Here is a 20,109-nt window from a genome sequence, read left to right on the forward strand (position 1 = left end):
GCCTCCACTCCAGCCAGCATCTTGAATCACAAAACCGACTGATCCGGAATCCCCTTCGATTCCGTCAAATCAGGAACCGCTCTAGTTGTTGCCGAAGAGGTTGCGGTCGGCGCCCTGAGGCGCGGACTTGGGCACATCGCCAGACGAATTCAGCAGCTTGTAGATCGGCGAGTTGCTGTCCCGCACCGAATACGTCTGCGTCTTGTCGACGTTGACGGTCGACTGCTTGTTGATGTCGGTCCCGCCAACATTGTCGTTGCGGGCATAAGCGCTGCCGGCGGCAATCAAGAGCGCGGCGGCAGTAAGAACAATCTTTTTCATTTTGGGTCTCCTGGATTTTCGAAATCAAACGGCGGGCATGCCGCCGCCCTGATGCTGGGATCGGCTGTTAATTGTTGCCGAAGAGGTTACGGTCGGCGCCCTGGACAACCGGCTGCTTTTCAGCCTGGTCCGACGTCTTGACGGAAGCCGTGTAGGAGCTGTCGACCGAGACAGCAGGCGGGTTGGCTCCGTTGGAACCAAAGTTGTCGCTGCCGGCGAAGGCGCTGCCGGTGATGGCCAAAACGGCGGCGGCAGCAAGAACGATCTTTTTCATCTTAATACTCCTGAATTTTTCAGATCCCCGGACGGCGGATATGCCCGCCGCCCTGATGCTGGGATCGGCTGTTAGTTGTTGCCGAAGAGGTTACGGTCGGCGCCCTGGACAGCCTGCTGGTCAGCATGAGCCGGCTTCTGAATGGAAGCCGTATACGAGCTGTCGACCGCAGCGGCAGGCTGGTTCGCACCCTTGGAACCAAAGTTGTCGCTGCCAGCGAAGGCGCTGCCGGTGATGGCCAAAACGGCGACGGCGGCAAGAGCGATCTTTTTCATTTTTTAGTACTCCAGTATCTTAGTTTTCCGTCCGTCTAGCGGCGTGCCTTGGGGGGAATTCGCGTCGTTCGGACAGCCCCGATGTGGGAAAGCCAATGGCCAGTTTCCAATCACGAAGTTTTTTGGTGTGGACCAAGAATCTACACCTTGAAATTGTGCCAGAGATTCCCTTCGCCACATTTTTATCGTTTAATGTCAAGCAGATAGTCTATCGCCTCGGTCTGGCTGCAAGATGACTTGGGAGGCAGCGTTCACAGCGTCCTGCACGCATTGTCAACAGAAACGAACCGTTCGGTTCGATTTTTTAAACCGATAAAAGTCGCAGCCGAGGTTCTTTGTCGAATCGTTAACCATTTCGGCCGAATGCGGCGTCGGCGTTGCGGCTGCTTTTGGCCTGCCTTATGCCGCCCAACGAAGGCAGCAACCGGGCAAGCAGAACCGGGTCAGACCCCGTAACGTTCGGTGCGGATTAGTGCCGCAGGCACCCCGGCATCGATCAGTGCCTCGGCGGCGGCCGTCACGAATGCGTTCGAGCCGCAGACAAAGGCGAGCTTCGGCGGCGCCGGCAGCCTGGTCATGGCTTGCACCATCATCGCGGCGTCGACCCGCCGCGCATAATCCGCCGGACGGCGGGCCGGCTCGCGCGTCAGCGTCAGCACCAGGTCGAAGCCATCCCGGCGCTCGGCGAGGTCGATCAGCTCATCGCGAAAGATCACCTCGTCCCAGACCCGCGCCGAAAACACCAGGGCGGCGGCGACCAGCGATCCCCGCATCGCCCGGTGGCGGAGCATCGACATCAGCGGCACCACGCCCGACCCGCCGCCGACGAGCAGGAGCGGGCCGCCATCGCCGTCGGACCAGACGAAATGGCCGCCGAGCGGCCCGCGCAATTCGACCTCGTCGCCCACCGCCGCTATCTCGTGAAAGAACGGCGAGACCTCGCCGTCCTCGAGTTTTTCAATCGCCAGCTCGATGGTCTCGCCGGTCTCCGGCGCCGAGGCGATGGAGTAGGAGCGGCGCGCCTGATAGCCGTCCGGCGCCGTCAGCCTGACATCGACATGCTGTCCGGCACGATAGACGAAGGGCCGCGACGGCTGCAGGAAGAAGCTGGTGACGCGCGGCGTGCGCTTTTGGATGCGGGTGATGGTGACCGTCTGCCAGGGCGACTGCGCCGCCGGGCCGTCGCTCATGGATCGTTCGTGTAGCGCTGCTCGCGCCACGGATCGCCATAGATATGATAGCCTCGCAACTCCCAGAAACCCGGCTCGTCACGCTCTGTGAACTGCAGCCCGTTCAGCCATTTGGCCGATTTCCAGAAATAGAGATGCGGAACGAGCAGCCGGGCCGGGCCGCCATGGTCGGGAGTGATCGGCTTGCCCTGGTAAAGCAGTGCCACCATCGCCTTGCCGCCGGTGATATCCTTCGTCGGCACGTTGGTGGAATAGCCGTCGAAACCCAGCGCCAGCGTGAAGGCGGTGGGCGGCTCGATGCCAGCGTCGGCAAGGATGTCGTCGACGAGCACGCCCTGCCACGCCGTGTCGAACTTGGTCCATGCAGTGACGCAATGGATGTCGCGCGTCATCTTGGTCAAGGGCAGCGCGTTGAACTCGGCCCAGTTCCACTTCTTGATCGGCCGCGGCCCGTGCTTAAGCGTGAACGACCAATCCTCGGTGCGGACATGCGGCGTCGGGCCGGCCGACAGGACCGGGAAACCTTGCTCGAGATATTGCCCCGGCGGGATACGTGCATCCGTATCCTTCGGCGGCTTTCGTCCGGAAGAGAAACCTCGGGTAACCATCGAGAATATCCGTTTGCGCAAGGTCCAATCGACCTTTGTCAGTTTTCTCGAAGACGCGAGCGCGGGCAACCGAAATCTTGGCTCCGGCCCAGCGGCAATGCTCTACATCGATCTTGGCAGCGCGGCGCCCGCTTCAGCCGCTGGCGAAGGGGACGGCGACGAACATCTGGGCGTCGCCGCGCTCGACAAGCAGCAGCACCGATTTCTTGCCGGATTTGGCAGCCTGCACAATCGCCTGATTTGCCTGCCTGGCGCTCCTCACCGGAGTCTGGTCGACGCCGACGATGATGTCGCCGGGCTGGATGCCGGAAGCCGACGCCGCCTTGTTCGGGTCGACGCGCTCGACCAGTGCGCCGTGCTGGTTTTCTGGCAGGTTCATTGCCTGGCGCACATCAGGAGTGACGTCCATCAGGCCGAGACCGAGCGCCGGTGCGCGAAGGCCCTGCCCCGTCGACGGCTGACCTGAATCGCCGGTCACCGATCCCGTCGCCGTGTCGTCTTCGTTGCGCCCGATCTCGACGGAGATCTGCAGGCTTTTCCCATTGCGCCAGACATTGAGGGCTTCCCTCGTGCCAGGCGCAACGTCAGCGACGGCGCGCGACAGATCCCTCGGATCCTTTATGTCCTGGCCGGCGAAGCTGGTAATGACATCGCCGGTCTCGATGCCGGCCTTGGCGGCCGGCGATCCGTCGCTGACCTGCGCGACCAGCACGCCGGTAGGGTGATCGAGGCCGATGGCGCTCGCCACATCAGGCGTCACCGGCTGAATCTGGACGCCGAGATAGCCGTACTGGATGGAGCCGCCCTTCATCAGCTTGGCGACGACCTTTTGCGCCTGGTCCGAGGGGATGGCGAAGCCGACGCCGACGCTGCCGCCATTCGGCGAAAAGATCGCGGTGTTGATGCCGACGACATCGCCGTACACATCCGTCAGCGGGCCGCCGGAATTGCCCCGGTTGATCGGTGCGTCGATCTGGATGAAGTCGTCAAACGGGCCGCTGTGCAGATCGCGGCCGCGCGCCGAGACAATGCCGGCGGTGACCGTGGTGCCAAGGCCGAAAGGATTGCCGAAGGCGAGCACCTGGTCGCCCGGCATGAGCTTGTCCGAATCGCCCCATTTGACGGTCGGCAAGGGCTTGCCGGCGTTGACCTTGAGCACGGCAAGGTCGTTCTTCGTGTCATGGCCGATCAATTTGGCGGGAAGCTCGGTGCCGTCGTCGAGCATCACCTTGACCGACTGGGCGCCGTCGACGACGTGATTGTTGGTGACGATCATGCCGTCGGCGCCGACAATGAAGCCTGAGCCGAGAGCCTCGGTGCGGGGCGCCTGTTCCGGCGGTGTCTTGGGGGCGGGCAGTCCCTGGTCACCGAAGAAGCGGCGGAAATAATCGTCGAAAGGCGAGTTTCCGCCGAAGGGAGAGGCGTCGCTCATCGTGTCCGGCTGTTGTACTTTCATGACCGTCGTGATGGTCACCACTGCCGGTTTGTCGGCCGCCACGACCGGAGCGAACGAGCCGCGGGGCGCCGTCATGCCGGTGACAGGTGGGGTCACTGTTGCCGCCAGGACATCATTCAGCCTGGGAGCGAAGGACAGGGCGAAGGGGCTGACGATCAGCGCGGCGCCCAGCAGAGCGGCGACGCGATGTCTGCGAAGGGTCTGGATTGGTGACATGGCCGTTGTCCGGGCGAGAGATTGGTCTTGCGCCGCGACGTTCCGTCACCGGAACAATTCATCGGCGCGTCGGTCGTCGGCCTTGCCTGTCTCGCCTGTCACGGCAGCCGACCGGATCGACAGCCCCGCATCTAGGGCGCCGATTATGGTTTCCAGATAATATTACGAAGATTTAATTTCCAGCTGGCAACCGCCTCGCGGCGTTGGCGCCGAGACCCGAAAATACAAAACCCGCCTCGGGAGGCGGGTCGTTGGGGCGAATCAGCACCATACCCAAATTACTAGCATAGCTGCCGGCACAAAGCAAGAACAAAATAGCTGCGCAAGACAAATCGCTTCAGATTTGCGCCGCCTCAGCCGAGGCCTCCTATTCGCCTGTCCCGTCGGTCCGGCTGAGATAGGTGGTGGCGATCTCGCGCATCCGCCTGCCGTCGAAGCTCGGTCCATGACCGCCATGGCCGATCCGGATCGGCAGGTCGAGCAGGCGCTGCATCGTGCGGCGGTAGACGGCACGATCCGAATCCGGCAGGTCGTCGATCAGCATGGCGTCGTAGATGGCGTCGCCGGCGAAGAACAGGCCGTCTGCCTCGTCGAACAGCGCGATCGAATCAGGAGAGTGGCCGGGCAGATGCAGGACGCGGAACTGCCGATCGCCGAGATCGATCCTGTCGCCCTCGTCCAGGGTCCGGGCCAGAGGCGCCGGCGGAATCCTGTAATCGGCGGCTCTCCAGCCCGGCGCCGGCAGCTTGGAAACAGCGCCTTCCAGATCATGGAACATGTAGGCGTAGGTCACCGCTTCATCCATGCTGTCGAACTGCGCGGCGCTGTGGCGCGGCCCTGCCCGCAACGGAAACTCGTGCAGCGAGCCGACATGATCGAGATGGATATGCGTGGCGACGGCGAGCAGCGGCTTGCCGGACGGCGTGTCGATCTGCGGCGCCAGCGGGCAGATACCCATGCCGGTGTCGACCAGCAGGTCGACATCGCGGCCGCGCAAATGCCAGATGTTGGCACGCACGAAATCATGCACGAAGGGCTCGGTCAGCATCGTCGTCTTGGCGTCGACGATGGTTTTGCGGAACCAGCTGTCCATCAGATCAACGCCGCATCAGACGAACGGCTTGCCGACCTTGTACTTTTGCGGGACCAGCCGCTTCAGATAGGCCATCCCCGCGTCGGACAGCCGGTTGACGTCGGGCAGCATGAAATCATCCGGCATATGGCGCGTCTTGCCGGCGACGTTCTTCAGCGGCACCTTCTTCAGCACGGTTTTCTTGCCGTCATATTGCAGCGCCACCGAACCGCCGCCCTCGTCGGCCACCGTGACCGCGAAGGCACCGGCATCGAAGGCCTCCTGCGCGTCCACCGCGCTGATGGCGCCGACATAGCCGCGCGGCATATAGCCGAGCGCATCGACGCGCGCCCGCTTGCCCGGCAATCCTTCGGCGAGCGCGCGCTCCAAGGCTGCCGGCAGGTCGCTGCCCGACAGCTTGACGTTGCCGTGTTGGTCGCGCTCCAGCCTTTCCGGCGGCACCAGGCTTTCGACCAGCGCCTTGCCGTCGGCGGTGCTGACGCCTTCGGAGACGGCAACGATGCAGCGCTTGTGGCGGTCGAGCGTGGCGCGCACGTCGTCGATGAAACCGGCCGCCGAGAACGGCCGCTCCGGCACGTAGACGAGATGCGGGCCACTATCCTGATCGAGCTGCCAGGCCGCGGACGCGGCCGTCAGGAAACCGGCATGCCGCCCCATGACAATGCCGACATAGATGCCCGGCAGAGCGCGGAAATCGAGATCGACCGAAAGGAATGCTCCCGCGACGAACTCGGCCGCCGACATGAAGCCGGGCGTGTGGTCGTTCTCCTCGAGATCGTTGTCGATGGTTTTCGGCGCATGCACGAAGGCGATCTTGCCGCCGGCAGCGTCGGTGAGGATCTGCTGCGTGCCCGAGGTGTCGTTGCCGCCGATATAGATGAAGGCGTCGGCACCGGCTTTCTTCAAGCCGTTGAGGATGAGGTCGCAATAGGCGGCATCCGGCTTGTCGCGCGTCGAACCAAGAGCGGCGCTTGGTGTCGCCGCGATCAGCCGCAGGCGATCCTCGGGGATGGCGGAAAGATCGACGTAATTGCCGTCACGAATGCCGCGCACGCCGTGGATGGATCCCAGCACCTTGGCGCCGGGATGCCGCTTGCGGATTTCGAGCGCAGCACCCACCACGGTCTGGTTGATGACGGCGGTCGGGCCGCCGCCTTGCGCGATGACAAAAGTTCCGGCCATTGTTCACGTCTCCCGGGCGATGAAATCGCAGGCACATTCGCCTGTCTTGCGGCATCGCGCAACGGCAGAGTGATCGCTGAAGGCGAAGCCGCCGTTCAGACGACGACGACCGGGTTTTTCTTGGAGACGCGGCTGTAGAGGTCGATGATGTCCTGGTTGATCAGGCGCACGCAGCCCGACGACATCGCCTGGCCGATGCTCCACCATTCGGGCGAGCCGTGGATGCGATAGCCGGTGTCGCTGCCGTTCTGATAGATGTAGAGGGCACGCGCGCCGAGCGGATTGTCGAGGCCGCCCGGCTGTCCGCTTTGCCATTTCACCAGTTCCGGCCTGCGGGCGATCATCTCGGGCGGCGGGGTCCAGACCGGCCATTCCTTGCCGTACTGGATGTTGGCGCGGCCGGACCAGCGGAATCCGTCCTTGCCGATGCCGACGCCGTAACGGATCGCCTCGCCGCCGGGCTGCACCAGATAGAGCAGCCGTTCCTGCGAGTGAACGACGATGGTGCCGGGTTGCTCGCCGGTCGGATCGACGACGATCTGGCGGCGGAACTCCGGCTTGACCTTGAGGTAGGGCACTTCCGGCACATTGAAGCCACCGTCGGTGAGCGAAGCGTACATCACGTCGGGGCTGGTAATGTTCTTGTCGACGCTGATACTCGGACGGATGGGCCGGATCGAGCCGGTGGTGACGTCGTCGAGCTGGAGCGACGGCAGATCCAGCGTCTGGCTGCAGCCGGCGACGCCGAGCAGCGCCAGCGCACCGGCGCCGGACAGCACCGTGCGACGGGAAAGCTGTGTTTCGGTTTCGATTGCGTCGCCATTATGCGGCAGCGACAGACCGTGCGGCAACTCACGCATTTACCCAAACCCTACGCTGTCGGCGGGAAACACGCTCCGGCCGTATAGCAGGCATTTTCGCCAATCATGGTTGAAAAAGCGTGAAGGCCGGCCGCCTGGCGTTAACGAGGGGGCTTTTTCGATTTTGCCTCTTTACATCTGCGCGAGGCCAAGGATTTATCCTCTTCTTTGAGCTCAAGGAGAAGAAAATGTCCTTCGAAAACTGGGCCGCTTTTGCCGCTGCCTCGGCAGTCCTTCTGGTCATTCCAGGTCCAACCATCCTGCTGGTGGTGTCCTATGCGCTCGGCCAGGGCTGGCGCACCGCGCTGCCGATGGCAGTCGGCGTGGCGCTCGGCGACTTCACCGCGATGACATTGTCGATGCTGGGCATCGGCGCGCTGCTGGCGGCGTCCGCCACCGTATTCACCGTGCTGAAGGTGATCGGCGCCGGCTATCTGATCTATCTCGGCATCAAGCTGTTTCGCGCCGGCGGTGCGCTCCGGGCCGAGCCGCGCACCGAAGCGGTGTCATCGGCGAAAATGACGGCGCACGCCTGGCTGGTTACCGCGCTCAATCCGAAAAGCATCACCTTTTTTGTCGCCTTCCTGCCGCAGTTCCTCGACCGGTATGCGGATTTCTGGACACAGATGCTGATCTTCGAGACGACCTTCCTGGCGCTCGCCTTCGCCAATGCCTTCGGTTATGCGCTGATCGCGGCAAGGGCGCGCAACGTGGTGCACAACCCAAAGGCGATCCGCATCTTCAACCGCACCGGCGGCACGCTGCTGGTCGGCGCCGGCATCGCGACAGTGGCGATGCGCTCGGGCAACTGAGGACGGACCATGGCGGTGAGCGATGCATTCGGCCTGACACTGTCTGGCGCGACGGAGGCCGGGCTCTCGTCCTACAGCCGGGCTGTTCGCGAATTGCAGTGCTTCATCGGCGATCCGGTCGGTTCCGTTGACCGGGCAATCGCCGAAGATCCCGGCTTCGTCATGGCGCAGGTGTTCAAGGGTTATCTCTTTGGCCTTGCCACAGAGCGTGAGGCGACGGCGGTGGCCAAGGCATGTCACGAGGCGGCGCTGCCGCTTGCCGCGACAACACGCGAGCAGGCGCATGTCGCCGCCCTTGGCCACCTTGCGGAGGGACGCTGGCACGAGGCCGCCCGCGTGCTGGAGGATATCGCCATCGAGTTTCCGCTCGATGCGCTGGCGCTGCAGACCGGCCACCAGATCGACTTCTTCACCGGCAATGCGCGCATGCTGCGCGACCGCATCGGTCGCGCGCTGCCGTCCTGGCAGAGCGACATGCCGGGCTATCACGCCATACTCGGCATGCAGGCCTTTGGCCTGGAGGAAATGGGCGATTACGCGCGCGCCGAAAAACTTGGCCGCACGGCGGTCGATATCGAGCCGCGCGACGGCTGGGCCCAGCATGCGGTGGCCCATGTCATGGAGATGCAGAGCCGGCAAAAGGACGGCATTCTGTGGATGCGCGCCAATCCCGAAGCGTGGACGCGGGAAAGTTTCCTGCAGGTGCACAATTGGTGGCACCTGGCGCTGTTCCACTACGATCTCGGCGAAATCGACGAGGTGCTGGCGCTCTATGACGGGCCGATCTATGGCGAGCGCTCGACGCTGGCGCTCAACATGGTCGATGCCTCGGCGATCCTGTGGCGGCTGCATCTCGGTGGCGTCGATGTCGGCGAGCGCTGGGCGACGCTCGCCGCCAACTGGTTGCCCATGGCCAGCGCCGGCCACTATGCCTTCAACGACGCCCACGCGATGATGGCGTTTGTCGGTGCCGGCCTCGAAGCGCCGGCCCGCAACTTGCTCGAGGCGCAGCGCGAGGCGATGCGCGGCAAGGACGACAACGCCGGTTTCACCGGGGATGTCGGCCATCCCCTGACGCTCGCCATCAAGGCATTCGGCGAGGGCAATTATGCCGGGACGATACGCCTGATCCGGCCGATCCGGGCAATCGCCCATCGCTTCGGCGGCAGCCACGCACAACGCGACGTCATCGACCTGACACTGATCGAAGCGGCATTGCGTTCCGGTGATGGCGCGATGGCGAGGGCGCTTGCGGCGGAACGCGCGCTGGCACGGCCGGACAGCCCGTTGTCGGCACTGTTTTCACGGCGTGCAACCGCTCTCGCGGCGAATTGACCACGGCCACATCTTGCCTTAAAAACTGCCCCGACCAGATTTTTTCGAGCGTCGAAAAAATCTTCGCGTGTTGACCGGGGTGCGTTTCCGGCGGCACGATTGCCGGGATATCTTCGCCGCCCGTGTCACAGGACTGGGCAGCGAAGCAAGAAAGACCGTCGCCGCCAGGCATGACGGGACATGGGAGGAAACATGTATCTCGGCCTCGATCTCGGCACGTCGGGCGTCAAGGCGCTGCTGATCGATGCAAGGCAGAGCATCGTCGGTTCCGGCCATGCGCCGCTCGACGTGTCGCGCCCGCATCCCGGCTGGTCCGAGCAGAACCCGGCCGACTGGATCCGCGCCTGCGAAGCGGCGGTCGGCGAGCTGCGGTCAATGCATGCGAAGGAACTCGCGGCGGTCAAAGGCATCGGCCTTTCCGGCCATATGCATGGCGCCACTCTGCTCGATGCCGCCGACCAGGTGCTGCGCCCCTGCATTCTATGGAACGACACACGCAGCCACGCCGAGGCGGCCGCGCTCGATGCCGACCCGCGCTTTCGCAAGCTGACCGGCAACATCGTCTTTCCCGGTTTCACCGCGCCGAAGCTGGCCTGGGTGAAAAACAACGAACCGGCTGTTTTCGCCAAGGTGGCAAAGGTCCTGCTGCCGAAGGACTTTTTGCGGCTCTGGCTCGCCGGCGAGCATATTTCGGAAATGTCGGATTCGGCTGGCACGTCGTGGCTCGATGTCGGCAAACGCGCCTGGTCCTCCGAACTGCTCGCTGTCACGTCGCTCGACGAAAGCCAGATGCCGTCATTGGTCGAAGGCACGGCCAAGGCCGGTGCCTTGCGCGCCGAACTGGCCGCCAGATGGGGCATGCAGGCGGGCATCCCGATCGCCGGCGGGGCCGGCGACAACGCGGCCTCGGCCTGCGGCATGGGCACGGTCGGCGCCGGGCAGGCGTTCGTCTCGCTCGGCACGTCGGGCGTGCTTTTTGCCGCCAACGCGTCGTATCTGCCCAATCCGGAAAGCGCGGTGCACACATTCTGCCACGCACTGCCCGGCACCTGGCACCAGATGGGCGTCATCCTGTCGGCAACCGATTCGCTCAACTGGCTGTCGGGGATCGCTGGAAAAAGCGCCGGCGAGTTGACCGCCGAACTCGGCGATGCGCTGCAGGCGCCGAGCGGTGTCTCCTTCCTGCCGTACCTGTCAGGCGAGCGGACGCCTCACAATGATTCCGTCATTCGGGGCGCCTTTACCGGGCTTGCCCACGAGTCCGGCCGCGCGGCGCTGACCCAGGCCGTGCTCGAAGGCGTCGCCTTCGCTTTCCGCGACAGCCTCGAAGCCCTGGCCAAAGCCGGTACGACGCTGACCCGGGTGACGGCGATCGGCGGCGGCTCGCGTTCGCGCTACTGGCTGAAGGCCATCGCCACAGCGCTTGGCCTGCCGGTCGATATCCCAGCCGACGGCGATTTCGGCGCCGCCTTCGGAGCGGCCCGGCTTGGCCTGATCGCGGCGACAGGCGCCGATCCGCGCGCCGTCTGCACGGCGCCGTCGACCGACGCCACGGTCGAGCCGGTCGCCGCCCTCGGTGACGCCTATGCGCAAGCCTATCAGCGCTATCGCCAGCTTTATCCGGCGGTCAGAGGCGCCACGGCGTGAACGGTTTCCCGCCCACGCCGTGGCCTGCCGAGAAGGCCTCACTGTGCCGGCACCTTGTCGAGAAAGCCGGTGACGCTTTTCAGCCGGCCATTTTCGATGACGCCGATATCGGTGCCTTCGATGATGGAGCCGACGCCTTCCGGCCCGAGGTTCCAGGAGAAGCGGATGGTATCGGCGAAGCCGTCCGGCTTGCCTTTCAGCGAGAACCTGAAGCCGGCAAAGCGCTGCTGAACGCCTTCGATCAGCGCGGCGATGCCGTCATGGCCGTCGCCCTGCATGATCGGATCGCGATAGCCGACGTCCTCGGTGAAGGTTGCCTCGAGCAAGGCTTTCCTGCGTGCGGCGTCACTCTCGTTCCAGGCGGCGATGTAGTTTTCGGCAATGGTGTTGAGGTCGGTCATGGTCTGTCTCCTTCGTTGGGTGGCTTTGACATGAGCCTTTTCGACCAGCGCCAGCGCGAAACCAATTACGCCTGAGGTAATCAGGCCGAACCATGCGAGAGGAAAAGAACATGAGCAGCGGTTTTTTCGGCGACATCCAACAGATCAAATACGAGGGACCGGATTCGACCAATCCGCTGGCCTACCGGTTCTACAATCCCAACGAGATCGTCGCCGGCAAGCGGCTGGAAGACCATCTGCGCTTTGCCGTCGCCTATTGGCATTCCTTCGCCTGGCCGGGCGGCGATCCGTTCGGCGGTCAGACGTTCGACCGGCCATGGTTTCCGAAGACCGGCGGTGCCGACACCATGGAGCTGGCCAAGCTCAAGGCCGACGTCGCCTTCGAGATGTTTTCGCTGCTGGGTGCGCCTTATTTCTGCTTCCACGATGCCGACGTGCGGCCGGAGGGCCGGGACTTTTCCGAAAGTGCGGCGCGGCTCGACGAGATCGCCGATTATTTCTCGGGAAAGATGAAGCAGACCGGCGTCAAGCTGCTGTGGGGCACGGCCAACCTGTTCTCCAACCGCCGCTTCATGTCGGGCGCCGCCACCAATCCCGATCCGGACGTCTTTGCCTATTCGGCGGCGACGGTGAAACACTGCATTGACGTCACCAAGCGGCTGAACGGCGAGAACTACGTGCTGTGGGGCGGCCGCGAGGGCTGTGAGACGCTGCTCAACACCGACCTTGCCCGCGAGCAGGAACAGGCCGGCCGTTTCCTCAACCTGGTCGTCGATTACAAGCACAGGATCGGCTTCGAAGGCACCATCCTGATCGAGCCGAAGCCGCAGGAGCCGACCAAGCACCAGTATGATTACGACGTCGCCACCGTCTATGGCTTCCTCAAGCGTTTCGGACTGGAGAACGAGGTCAAGCTCAACATCGAGCAGGGCCACGCCATCCTGGCCGGCCATTCGTTCGAGCATGAACTGGCGCTGGCCAATGCGCTCGGCATTTTCGGTTCGATCGACATGAACCGCAACGACTACCAGTCGGGCTGGGACACCGATCAGTTCCCCAACAATGTGCCGGAGATGGCTCTGGCCTACTACCAGGTGCTGCAGGCCGGCGGCTTCAAGACCGGCGGCACCAATTTCGACGCCAAGCTCAGGCGCCAGTCGCTCGATCCGCAGGATCTGCTGATCGGCCATATCGGCGGCATGGACTGCTGCGCTCGCGGCCTCAAGGCGGCAGCGCGCATGGTCGAGGACAAGGCGCTGTCCGCCCCGCTCGCCGAGCGCTATGCCGGCTGGGATTCGGCCGAGGCCAAGGCGATGCTTGCCGGCAAGCGTACGCTCGAGGAAATCGCCGAGCGCGTCGTCAAAGAGAAGATCGAGCCGCAGCCCAGATCCGGCCGCCAAGAGCTACTTGAGAACATCGTCAACCGGTACGTCTGAGGCGTACCCGGTTCGCGGCCGCATTGTTCGAACGGCTGCGGATAAAGGCGGCTTTCCGCGGGGCTGAACCGACGAAGGTTTTGCCCCGTGTGAAACTCGCGTGGCCTGTTCGCTGACCGGGTCTGGCGCGCCTTAGCCGTGATCGAGGCCTCTCAGGTAGGCGCAAAACATGTCGGCCATGGCGTTGGCGTAGACTTCAATCTCCTTGGGGGTTCGAGGCGTCTCCGAGAACTGCTTCCCCACCGTGCTGAGCGTCGTCATGACCAGGTCGCCGGCCAATTCGCGAGTCGCTTGCGCGGCGCTCGGCAACGCCTCCTGCATGAAGAGCTGGATGGTGCGGTCTCCGGACGCCCTCGCCGCCTGCGCCTCGGGCGCGTCGCGGTAAAGCGGGGCGGCGTCGTCGAGCGCCACACGCACCGCAGCCTCCTCACACTCCGAGCGGAGGAAGGCGTGGACCAGGTCGCGCAGCCGGTCAAGCGGCGGTTTCCTGATATCCTCGAGGATATCGCGCAGCAAACTGGTCGTCTGCCGCCATTCGTCGCTCTGGAGCCGGAACAGGATCGCCGCCTTGTTCGGAAAATACTGATACAGCGATCCGACACTGACGCCGGCCTTCTCGGCCACCCGCGCCGTGGTGAAGCGCTGCGCGCCTTCTTTCGCCAAAACCTGAACAGCAGCCTGCAAAATCGCAGCGACGAGCTCCGCCGAGCGGGCCTGCTTGGGCTGTTTTCGCGAGGAAATCCGCGGACTTCGGTGATCGCTCATTGAGAGCCGCGCCAATGCGATTAGTGAATGCGAATGATTAGTCGTATTTTGAATGCCACACAAGAACGCATTCAATTCCGACTGGAGACCGTTATGACCACACTGACGACAAAGCCGCTCGCGCCCCTGCTGGACCGCCTGTTCGAGGAAGCCGCTGCGGCAACAAGCCCTGCAGTGGCGGAACTCTCCGCCGAGGAGCGGATGCGGCTGGTTCGAAGCAAGACCGAATACCTCGATTTCTATGGGCGGCTAAAGGACCTCTGGCTTCCCGTCTCGCGAGAGACCGGCACGCTGCTCTACATGCTGGCACGAGGCAGCGGCGCACGGACGATCGTTGAATTTGGAACCTCGTTCGGCATCTCGACCCTGCACCTTGCCGCAGCCTTGCGGGACAATGGCGGCGGCCGCCTGATCACCAGCGAGTTCGAGCCATCCAAGGTCGCGCGCGCGAGGAGTAACCTGACAGCAGGCGGTCTCATTGACATGGTGGAAATCCGCGAAGGAGACGCGCTGCAAACATTAAGCGTCGATCTTCCCGAAAGCGTCGACCTGCTTCTGCTCGACGGCGCCAAAGCGCTCTATCCCGAGATCTTGAGTCTGGTTGAAAGCCGCCTCAGGCCGGGCGCCTTCGTCGTTGCCGACAACGCAGATCTTTGCCCCGAATACCTCGAGCGGGTGCGCTCGACCGGGAGTGGCTACATGTCCACGCCGTTCGGCGAGGATGTTGAACTGTCGATGCGGCTTGGCTGAAGCACTGCCTGACCTGCCGGAACGATCGTGCCCAAGATGGGCGGCGGCGGACAAAACTTTGCCCGGCATCGCCCATCAATCGCCTCGCTCTTGCCTTCAAACAGCCGTCACGAACCTCCTATAGTGTGGTTCGTGGCGGGATTCAGAAGGAAGGAGGCGAAACGATATGCAGCACGAACGCGAAATCGACGCCCTGCTCTCATCTGGCGAGGCTGGATCGATCATCGACCGGCTGATGGCGCTGCCGCACCCGAAACAAGGTGCGCTGAGTGCAAACGAATGGGATCGCGCGGTCGCCAGCCGCTTCGAGACCCATCTAGCGAGACAGATGCGCTCGCAGATCGACGGCAGCAGCGACCGCCAGGACGCTGCCTGATCTACCTTTGTCTATGCATGTCGTTATCCCAAAACCGCTCCGCACCCTCGGGTCAAGCCCGTGGCCAGGCTTTTGGGCGACATGCATTATCCCCGACGCAGCCTGACCGGCGCTTCGCCGAACGCTCTTGAAAACGCTCTGGAAAATGCCGCGGCGGACGAAAATCCCGTTCGCCCGGCAATGTCCGCCATGGCGATGCGCGTATCGACCACCAGCCGGCGCGCGGCGCCGAGGCGCAGCCTGAGGTAATAAGCGCCGGGCGTTTCGCCGATCGACTTGCGAAAGATGCTTTCCAGCGTCCGTGCCGTCACCCCGGCGCGCTTTGCCACGGCGGCGATAGTCAGCGGCTGGTCGACATGCGCTTCCATCAGCCGAATGGCTTGCGCCAGCCTGGGATCGTAGCCGTCGAGACGGCCGAGCGAGACCAGCGGTTGCGCGTCCGTCGCGGCGCGCGCCTGGTCGTAGATGAAGACGCTCGCGACATCTAGCGCCACGGCCATGCCGAGCCGCGTGCGGATCAGATGCAGCATCAGGTCGAAGGTCGGCGAGGCGCCGCCGGTGGTGAACACCGGGCCATCGATGACGTAGCGGTCGGGGCGCACGTCGACGCCGGGAAAGGCCGACGAGAAATCCTCCATGTCCTCCCAGTGGGTGGTGGCGCTGCGCCCCTCCAGCAGACCGGCGCGGGCAACCAGCCAGGTGCCGGCCTCGACGCCGCCGCAGGCGCGTGCCGCGCGCGCCGCCCGGCGCAGTCCGGACAGCAAGGCCGATGTGGCATGGTTCTGCGTGCCGAAGCCGGCGACGACGACCAGCATATCGGTTGTGTCAGCCGCATCGAAGCGGCCGCTGACCGCCACCGGCAGGCCGCATGTGGTGACCGGCGCCTCGCCTGTCACCGAGACCAGCCTGAAATCGAACAGCGTCTCACCGGCAATGCGGTTGGCGGCGCGCAACGGATCGACGGCCGAGGCGACGCACATGATCGACGAGCCGGAGAATACCAGCAGCGTTACCTTGAGCGGCAAACGCTCGGCCCGAAAGATCGTCGGTTTTTCGTTTTTGGTCACACGATCTTCGTAAAACGCAAAACAGTTTCCGGCAAGTCAGGCATTCTTGCCCTACGTTCTATTGGGAGAGAGTCCGATGCCGTTAGCGATGAACCGTGAGGTTTTCATTACCTGTGCCGTGACCGGGTCCGGCGGTTCGCAGGACCGCAGCCCGCATGTGCCGCGGTCGCCCAGAGAGATCGCCGATTCGGCCATCGAGGCGGCAAAGGCGGGTGCGGCGATCGTGCACTGCCACGTGCGCGATCCCGAGACCGGCAAGCCTAGGCGCGACGTGCATCTCTATCGCGAAGTAACCGAGCGCATCCGCGCGGCGGACGTCGACGTGGTGCTGAACCTGACCGCCGGCATGGGGGGTGACATGGTATTCGGCCCGCCGGAGAAACCGCTGCCGCTGAACGAAAAAGGCACGGACATGGGCGGCGCGAGCAACCGCATGGAACATGTGCGCCAGTGCCTGCCGGAAATCTGCACGCTCGATTGCGGCACCATGAATTTCGCCGAGGCCGATTATGTCATGACCAATACGCCCGGCATGCTGCGTGCCATGGGCGGCATGATGACGGCGCTCGGCGTCAAGCCGGAGATCGAGGCCTTCGACACCGGGCATCTGTGGTTCGCCAAGCAATTGGTCGAGGAAGAAGTGCTGAAGCCGGACGCGCTGGTGCAATTGTGCATGGGCGTGCCGTGGGGCGCGCCGGACGACCTCAACACCTTCATGGCCATGGTCAACAATGTACCGTCGACCTGGAACTGGTCGGCCTTTGCCATTGGCCGCAACCAGATGGCCTATGTCGCGGCCGCGGTGCTGGCCGGCGGCAATGTCCGCGTCGGACTGGAGGATAATCTCTGGCTCGACAAGGGCGTGCTGGCGACCAATGCGCAGCTGGTCGAGCGGGCGGTCAGCATCGTGTCGAATATGGGCGCCAGGGTCATCGGCCCGGACGAAGTCCGCAAGAAGCTGAACCTGACGAAGCGCGCACCGCTTTGAAAAGCCGGTAGCCGGTTGGGAGGAGCCGCTGATGAAGACCGTGAAATTCACCGCCATGAAGGACGGCGACCGCGAGGACTATGCCTTCCTCACCGAGCACGAGATCGACTATGCGGCAAAGACCGGCGAGCGGCTGCTCGACGCGCTCGTCCAGCTTGATGCGGGCCTCTCGGGCTACAAGATCACCCGGCTCGGCCATTCACTGCAAGCGGCAACACGGGCCTGGTGCGACGGCGCCGACACCGACTGGATTGCCTGCGCCTTGCTGCACGATATCGGCGACATCTACGCGCCCTATAACCACGACGAGTATGCAGCCGCCATCCTGAAGCCTTTTGTGCGCGAGCAATGCACCTGGGTGGTGGAGAAGCACGGCGATTTCCAGCGCCTCTATTACGCCCACCACCTCGGCGGCAATCCACACGCCCGCGACCGTTTCGCCGGGCACATCTACTTCGACGATTGCGATGAGTTTTGCGAACGCTGGGATCAGTCGAGCTTCGACCCGGATTACGAGACATTGCCGATCGATTTCTTCCGGCCCTTCGTGCTCGAAGTGTTCGCGCGCAAGGCCTATGACGCGTCCGTGATCCGTGCCGGCGAGCGCGTCGCCCTCACCGACCCCGCAACAGCCAGGACAAGAACCGGAGCCTCCGCATGAGCATCATCAACAAGGCGGCCGCCATCGGCGGCGGCGTCATCGGCGCCGGCTGGGTGGCGCGGCTGCTGCTCAACGGCATCGACGCGTCGATCTTCGATCCCGACCCCGAGGCGTCACGCAAGGTCGGCGAGGTGATGAAGGGAGCGCGACGCGCCTACAAGCAGATGCTGCCCGGCGGCCTGCCGAAGGAGGGCAAGCTTACCTTCGCCAAGACGATCGCCGAGGCGGTGGCAGACGCCGACTTCATCCAGGAAAGCGTGCCGGAGCGGCTCGACCTGAAGCACCGCGTGCTGGCCGAGATCGACCTTTATGCGCCGGCCAACGCCATTGTCGGATCCTCCACCTCCGGCATCAAGCCGACCGACATGCAGGTGGCGATGAAGAAGCACCCGGAGCGGCTGGTCGTCGGCCATCCGTTCAACCCCGTCTATCTGCTGCCGCTGGTCGAAATCGTCGGCGGCGAACAGACCTTTCCCGAGGCGATCGAAGTCGCCAAGGAGATGTATGCCTCGATCGGCATGAAGCCGGTGGTGATCCGCAAGGAGATCGAAGCCTTCGTCGGCGACCGGCTGCTCGAAGCGGCCTGGCGCGAGGCGCTGTGGCTGGTCAAGGACGGCATCTGCACGGTCGAGGAGCTCGACGACATCATGCGCTACGGCTTCGGCCTGCGCTGGGCGCAGATGGGCATGTTCCAGGTCTATCGCGTCGCCGGCGGCGAGGCCGGCATGCGCCACTTCATGGCGCAGTTCGGCCCGTGCCTGAAATGGCCGTGGACCAAGCTGATGGACGTGCCGGAGTTCAACGATGAGCTGGTCGAGCTGATCGCGACCCAGTCGGACGATCAGGCGCACGGTCTGTCGATCCGCGATCTCGAAAAGATCCGCGACGACAATCTGGTCGCCATCATGGAGGCACTGTCGAAGCAGAACAAAGGCAAAGGCTGGGGTGCCGGCGCCTTGCATAAGGACTACACCAGGCAGTTGGCCAAGCTTGCGGCGAAGAAGCCCACCGCCTCCAAGGCGGCCGAAAAGTCCAAGGCTGAAAAGCCGAAGAAAAGGAAGAAAGGCTGAGACCATGGATTTTGGTCTTTCGGAGGAGCAGAAGCTCATCGTCGAGACGACGCGGGCCTTCGTCGAGAACGAGCTTTACCCGCATGAGCGCGAAGTGGAGCGTACCGGCGTGCTGCGCCGCGAGCTGATCGAGGAGATCAAGGCCAAGGCGATCGAAGCCGGCCTCTATGCCGCCAACATGCCGGCCGATGTCGGCGGCGCCGGGCTCGATACGGTGACCTGGCTGCTCTATGAAAAGGAACTCGGCCGCGCCAATTATGCGCTGCATTGGACCTGCGTGGCGCGGCCTTCAAACATCCTTCTCGCCGGCACGCCGGAGCAGCGCGAAACATATCTGTTTCCCTGCATTCGCGGCGAGAAATGGGATTGCCTGGCAATGACCGAGCCGGGCGCCGGCTCCGATCTGCGCGGCATGAAGGCAACCGCCGTGCAAGACGGCGACGACTGGGTGCTGAACGGCACCAAGCATTTCATCAGCCACGCGGACCTCGCCGATTTCGCCATCGTCTTCATGGCCTCGGGTGAGGAAGAGTCTTCGCGTGGCAAACGCAAGAAGATCACCGCCTTTTTCGTCGACAAGGGCACCAAGGGTTTCACCGTGCGCGACGGCTATCGCAACGTCTCGCATCGCGGCTACACCAACGCCATCCTCGAATTCGACGATTGCCGGTTGCCGGCCAGTCAGGTTCTGGGCGAGGTCCACAAAGGCTTCGACGTCGCCAATTCATGGCTCGGCGCAACGCGCCTGCAGGTCGGCGCCACCTGCCTCGGCCGCGCCGAGCGGGCGCTTGGCCATGCCATCGAATACGCCGCGCAGCGCCAGCAATTCGGCCAGCCGATCGGCAAATTCCAGGGCGTGTCGTTCAAGCTCGCCGACATGGCGACCGAGTTGAAAGCCGCCGACCTGATGGTGTTCGAAGCCGGCTGGAAGTACGATCAGGGCACCGTCACCGACCAGGACATGGCCATGGCCAAGCTGAAGGCCACCGAGATGCTTGCCTTCGTCGCCGACGAGGCGATCCAGATCCATGGCGGCATGGGGCTGATGGACGATTTGCCGCTCGAGCGCATCTGGCGCGACGCCCGCGTCGAGCGCATCTGGGAAGGCACTTCGGAAATCCAGCGCCACATCATCTCGCGGGCGCTGCTGCGCCCGTTCGGGGGCTGAACAGCGCAATGTTTGCATTCCTTCGCGCCCCCCTCTGTCCTATCGGACATCTCCCCCTCAAGGGGGGAGATCGGCCGCCATTCCTGATTTCGCCAGTTATTACCGTTGCATGCCTGGGGCCGGCGGCCCAACTGCCAATCTCCCCCCTTGAGGGGGAG

Annotated in this window: 22 protein-coding genes; 10 read left to right on the plus strand and 12 right to left on the minus strand. The window is 63.8% G+C overall.

Annotated elements, in window-relative coordinates; genetic code table 11:
- Nucleotides 1–81: 81 nt before the first annotated feature.
- The 9 genes from NKH59_RS29190 to NKH59_RS29230 form a co-directional block, all read right to left on the minus strand.
- Nucleotides 82–321 (minus strand): DUF680 domain-containing protein, encoded by a 240-nt coding sequence (locus NKH59_RS29190; protein WP_352454766.1) that lies wholly within the window; start codon nt 319–321, stop codon nt 82–84.
- Between the two features lie 67 nt (nt 322–388).
- Complete coding sequence (locus NKH59_RS29195; protein ID WP_352743858.1) at nt 389–595, minus strand: DUF680 domain-containing protein; 207 nt, start codon at nt 593–595, stop codon at nt 389–391.
- 71 nt (nt 596–666) lie between these two features.
- Nucleotides 667–870 carry a DUF680 domain-containing protein gene (locus tag NKH59_RS29200; protein ID WP_352472527.1) on the minus strand — a complete coding sequence of 68 codons (204 nt, stop codon included), beginning with the start codon at nt 868–870 and terminating at the stop codon, nt 667–669.
- Nucleotides 871–1,313: 443 nt separating this feature from the next.
- Complete coding sequence (locus NKH59_RS29205; RefSeq protein ID WP_352472528.1) at nt 1,314–2,060, minus strand: FAD-binding oxidoreductase; 747 nt, start codon at nt 2,058–2,060, stop codon at nt 1,314–1,316.
- Nucleotides 2,057–2,668, minus strand: coding sequence for a molybdopterin-dependent oxidoreductase (locus NKH59_RS29210; RefSeq protein WP_352540018.1), 612 nt, complete (start codon nt 2,666–2,668; stop codon nt 2,057–2,059). The genes NKH59_RS29205 and NKH59_RS29210 overlap by 4 nt, the downstream gene beginning before the upstream one ends.
- Nucleotides 2,669–2,801: 133 nt before the next feature.
- Entirely contained in the window at nt 2,802–4,340 is a 1,539-nt protein-coding gene (locus tag NKH59_RS29215; protein ID WP_352767371.1) for a DegQ family serine endoprotease, read from the minus strand.
- A 367-nt stretch (nt 4,341–4,707) separates the two neighbouring features.
- Nucleotides 4,708–5,433 (minus strand): MBL fold metallo-hydrolase, encoded by a 726-nt coding sequence (locus NKH59_RS29220; RefSeq protein ID WP_353023831.1) that lies wholly within the window; start codon nt 5,431–5,433, stop codon nt 4,708–4,710.
- Nucleotides 5,434–5,448: 15 nt separating this feature from the next.
- On the minus strand, nt 5,449–6,615 hold the full coding sequence (locus NKH59_RS29225) for a diphosphate--fructose-6-phosphate 1-phosphotransferase (RefSeq protein WP_352451606.1): 1,167 nt from the start codon (nt 6,613–6,615) through the stop codon (nt 5,449–5,451).
- Nucleotides 6,616–6,710: 95 nt separating this feature from the next.
- The gene (locus tag NKH59_RS29230) at nt 6,711–7,475 is read right to left on the minus strand and encodes a L,D-transpeptidase (protein ID WP_353023833.1); all 765 of its coding nucleotides are present in this window, start codon (nt 7,473–7,475) and stop codon (nt 6,711–6,713) included.
- Between the two features lie 188 nt (nt 7,476–7,663).
- On the opposite strand from NKH59_RS29230, the gene NKH59_RS29235 reads away from it, so the two are divergent.
- From NKH59_RS29235 to xylB, 3 genes are all read left to right on the plus strand, one after another.
- Nucleotides 7,664–8,287, plus strand: coding sequence for a LysE family translocator (locus tag NKH59_RS29235; RefSeq protein WP_353023835.1), 624 nt, complete (start codon nt 7,664–7,666; stop codon nt 8,285–8,287).
- Nucleotides 8,288–8,296: 9 nt separating this feature from the next.
- The gene (locus NKH59_RS29240) at nt 8,297–9,622 is read left to right on the plus strand and encodes a tetratricopeptide repeat protein (RefSeq protein ID WP_353023837.1); all 1,326 of its coding nucleotides are present in this window, start codon (nt 8,297–8,299) and stop codon (nt 9,620–9,622) included.
- Nucleotides 9,623–9,814: 192 nt separating this feature from the next.
- A complete protein-coding gene (xylB, locus tag NKH59_RS29245; protein ID WP_353023857.1) occupies nt 9,815–11,269 on the plus strand; it encodes a xylulokinase in 1,455 nt (484 codons plus the stop codon).
- A 38-nt stretch (nt 11,270–11,307) separates the two neighbouring features.
- On the opposite strand, the gene NKH59_RS29250 is transcribed toward xylB, so the two are convergent.
- Nucleotides 11,308–11,670: a nuclear transport factor 2 family protein gene (locus NKH59_RS29250; RefSeq protein ID WP_352767383.1), complete on the minus strand. Its 363-nt coding sequence runs from the start codon at nt 11,668–11,670 to the stop codon at nt 11,308–11,310.
- A gap of 110 nt (nt 11,671–11,780) precedes the next feature.
- Between NKH59_RS29250 and xylA the strand changes: the two genes are divergently transcribed.
- A complete protein-coding gene (xylA, locus tag NKH59_RS29255) occupies nt 11,781–13,106 on the plus strand; it encodes a xylose isomerase (protein WP_353023839.1) in 1,326 nt (441 codons plus the stop codon).
- Nucleotides 13,107–13,238: 132 nt separating this feature from the next.
- Here xylA and NKH59_RS29260 read toward each other — a convergent pair whose 3' ends face one another.
- Complete coding sequence (locus NKH59_RS29260) at nt 13,239–13,871, minus strand: TetR/AcrR family transcriptional regulator (protein WP_353023859.1); 633 nt, start codon at nt 13,869–13,871, stop codon at nt 13,239–13,241.
- Nucleotides 13,872–13,964: 93 nt separating this feature from the next.
- On the opposite strand from NKH59_RS29260, the gene NKH59_RS29265 reads away from it, so the two are divergent.
- Nucleotides 13,965–14,621, plus strand: a complete 657-nt coding sequence (locus NKH59_RS29265; RefSeq protein ID WP_352743877.1) for an O-methyltransferase — start codon at nt 13,965–13,967, stop codon at nt 14,619–14,621.
- Nucleotides 14,622–14,787: 166 nt separating this feature from the next.
- A complete protein-coding gene (locus tag NKH59_RS29270; RefSeq protein ID WP_023680243.1) occupies nt 14,788–14,997 on the plus strand; it encodes a hypothetical protein in 210 nt (69 codons plus the stop codon).
- A gap of 86 nt (nt 14,998–15,083) precedes the next feature.
- Here NKH59_RS29270 and NKH59_RS29275 read toward each other — a convergent pair whose 3' ends face one another.
- The gene (locus NKH59_RS29275; protein WP_352748846.1) at nt 15,084–16,064 is read right to left on the minus strand and encodes a GlxA family transcriptional regulator; all 981 of its coding nucleotides are present in this window, start codon (nt 16,062–16,064) and stop codon (nt 15,084–15,086) included.
- A gap of 76 nt (nt 16,065–16,140) precedes the next feature.
- Between NKH59_RS29275 and bcoG the strand changes: the two genes are divergently transcribed.
- From bcoG to NKH59_RS29295, 4 genes are read left to right on the plus strand one after another with little or no spacing between them, the layout of a single operon-like run.
- Entirely contained in the window at nt 16,141–17,052 is a 912-nt protein-coding gene (gene bcoG / locus NKH59_RS29280) for a 3-dehydrocarnitine:acetyl-CoA trimethylamine transferase BcoG (RefSeq protein ID WP_352451615.1), read from the plus strand.
- A 31-nt stretch (nt 17,053–17,083) separates the two neighbouring features.
- Entirely contained in the window at nt 17,084–17,713 is a 630-nt protein-coding gene (locus NKH59_RS29285) for an HD domain-containing protein (RefSeq protein ID WP_353023841.1), read from the plus strand.
- A complete protein-coding gene (locus NKH59_RS29290; RefSeq protein WP_353023843.1) occupies nt 17,710–18,783 on the plus strand; it encodes a 3-hydroxyacyl-CoA dehydrogenase NAD-binding domain-containing protein in 1,074 nt (357 codons plus the stop codon). The genes NKH59_RS29285 and NKH59_RS29290 overlap by 4 nt, the downstream gene beginning before the upstream one ends.
- A gap of 4 nt (nt 18,784–18,787) precedes the next feature.
- The gene (locus NKH59_RS29295; RefSeq protein WP_353023845.1) at nt 18,788–19,951 is read left to right on the plus strand and encodes an acyl-CoA dehydrogenase family protein; all 1,164 of its coding nucleotides are present in this window, start codon (nt 18,788–18,790) and stop codon (nt 19,949–19,951) included.
- Nucleotides 19,952–20,109: the final 158 nt, after the last annotated feature.

The sequence above is a fragment of the Mesorhizobium sp. M0998 genome (genome assembly GCF_040318885.1).
In the GTDB taxonomy this organism is placed as follows: Bacteria; Pseudomonadota; Alphaproteobacteria; order Rhizobiales; family Rhizobiaceae; genus Mesorhizobium.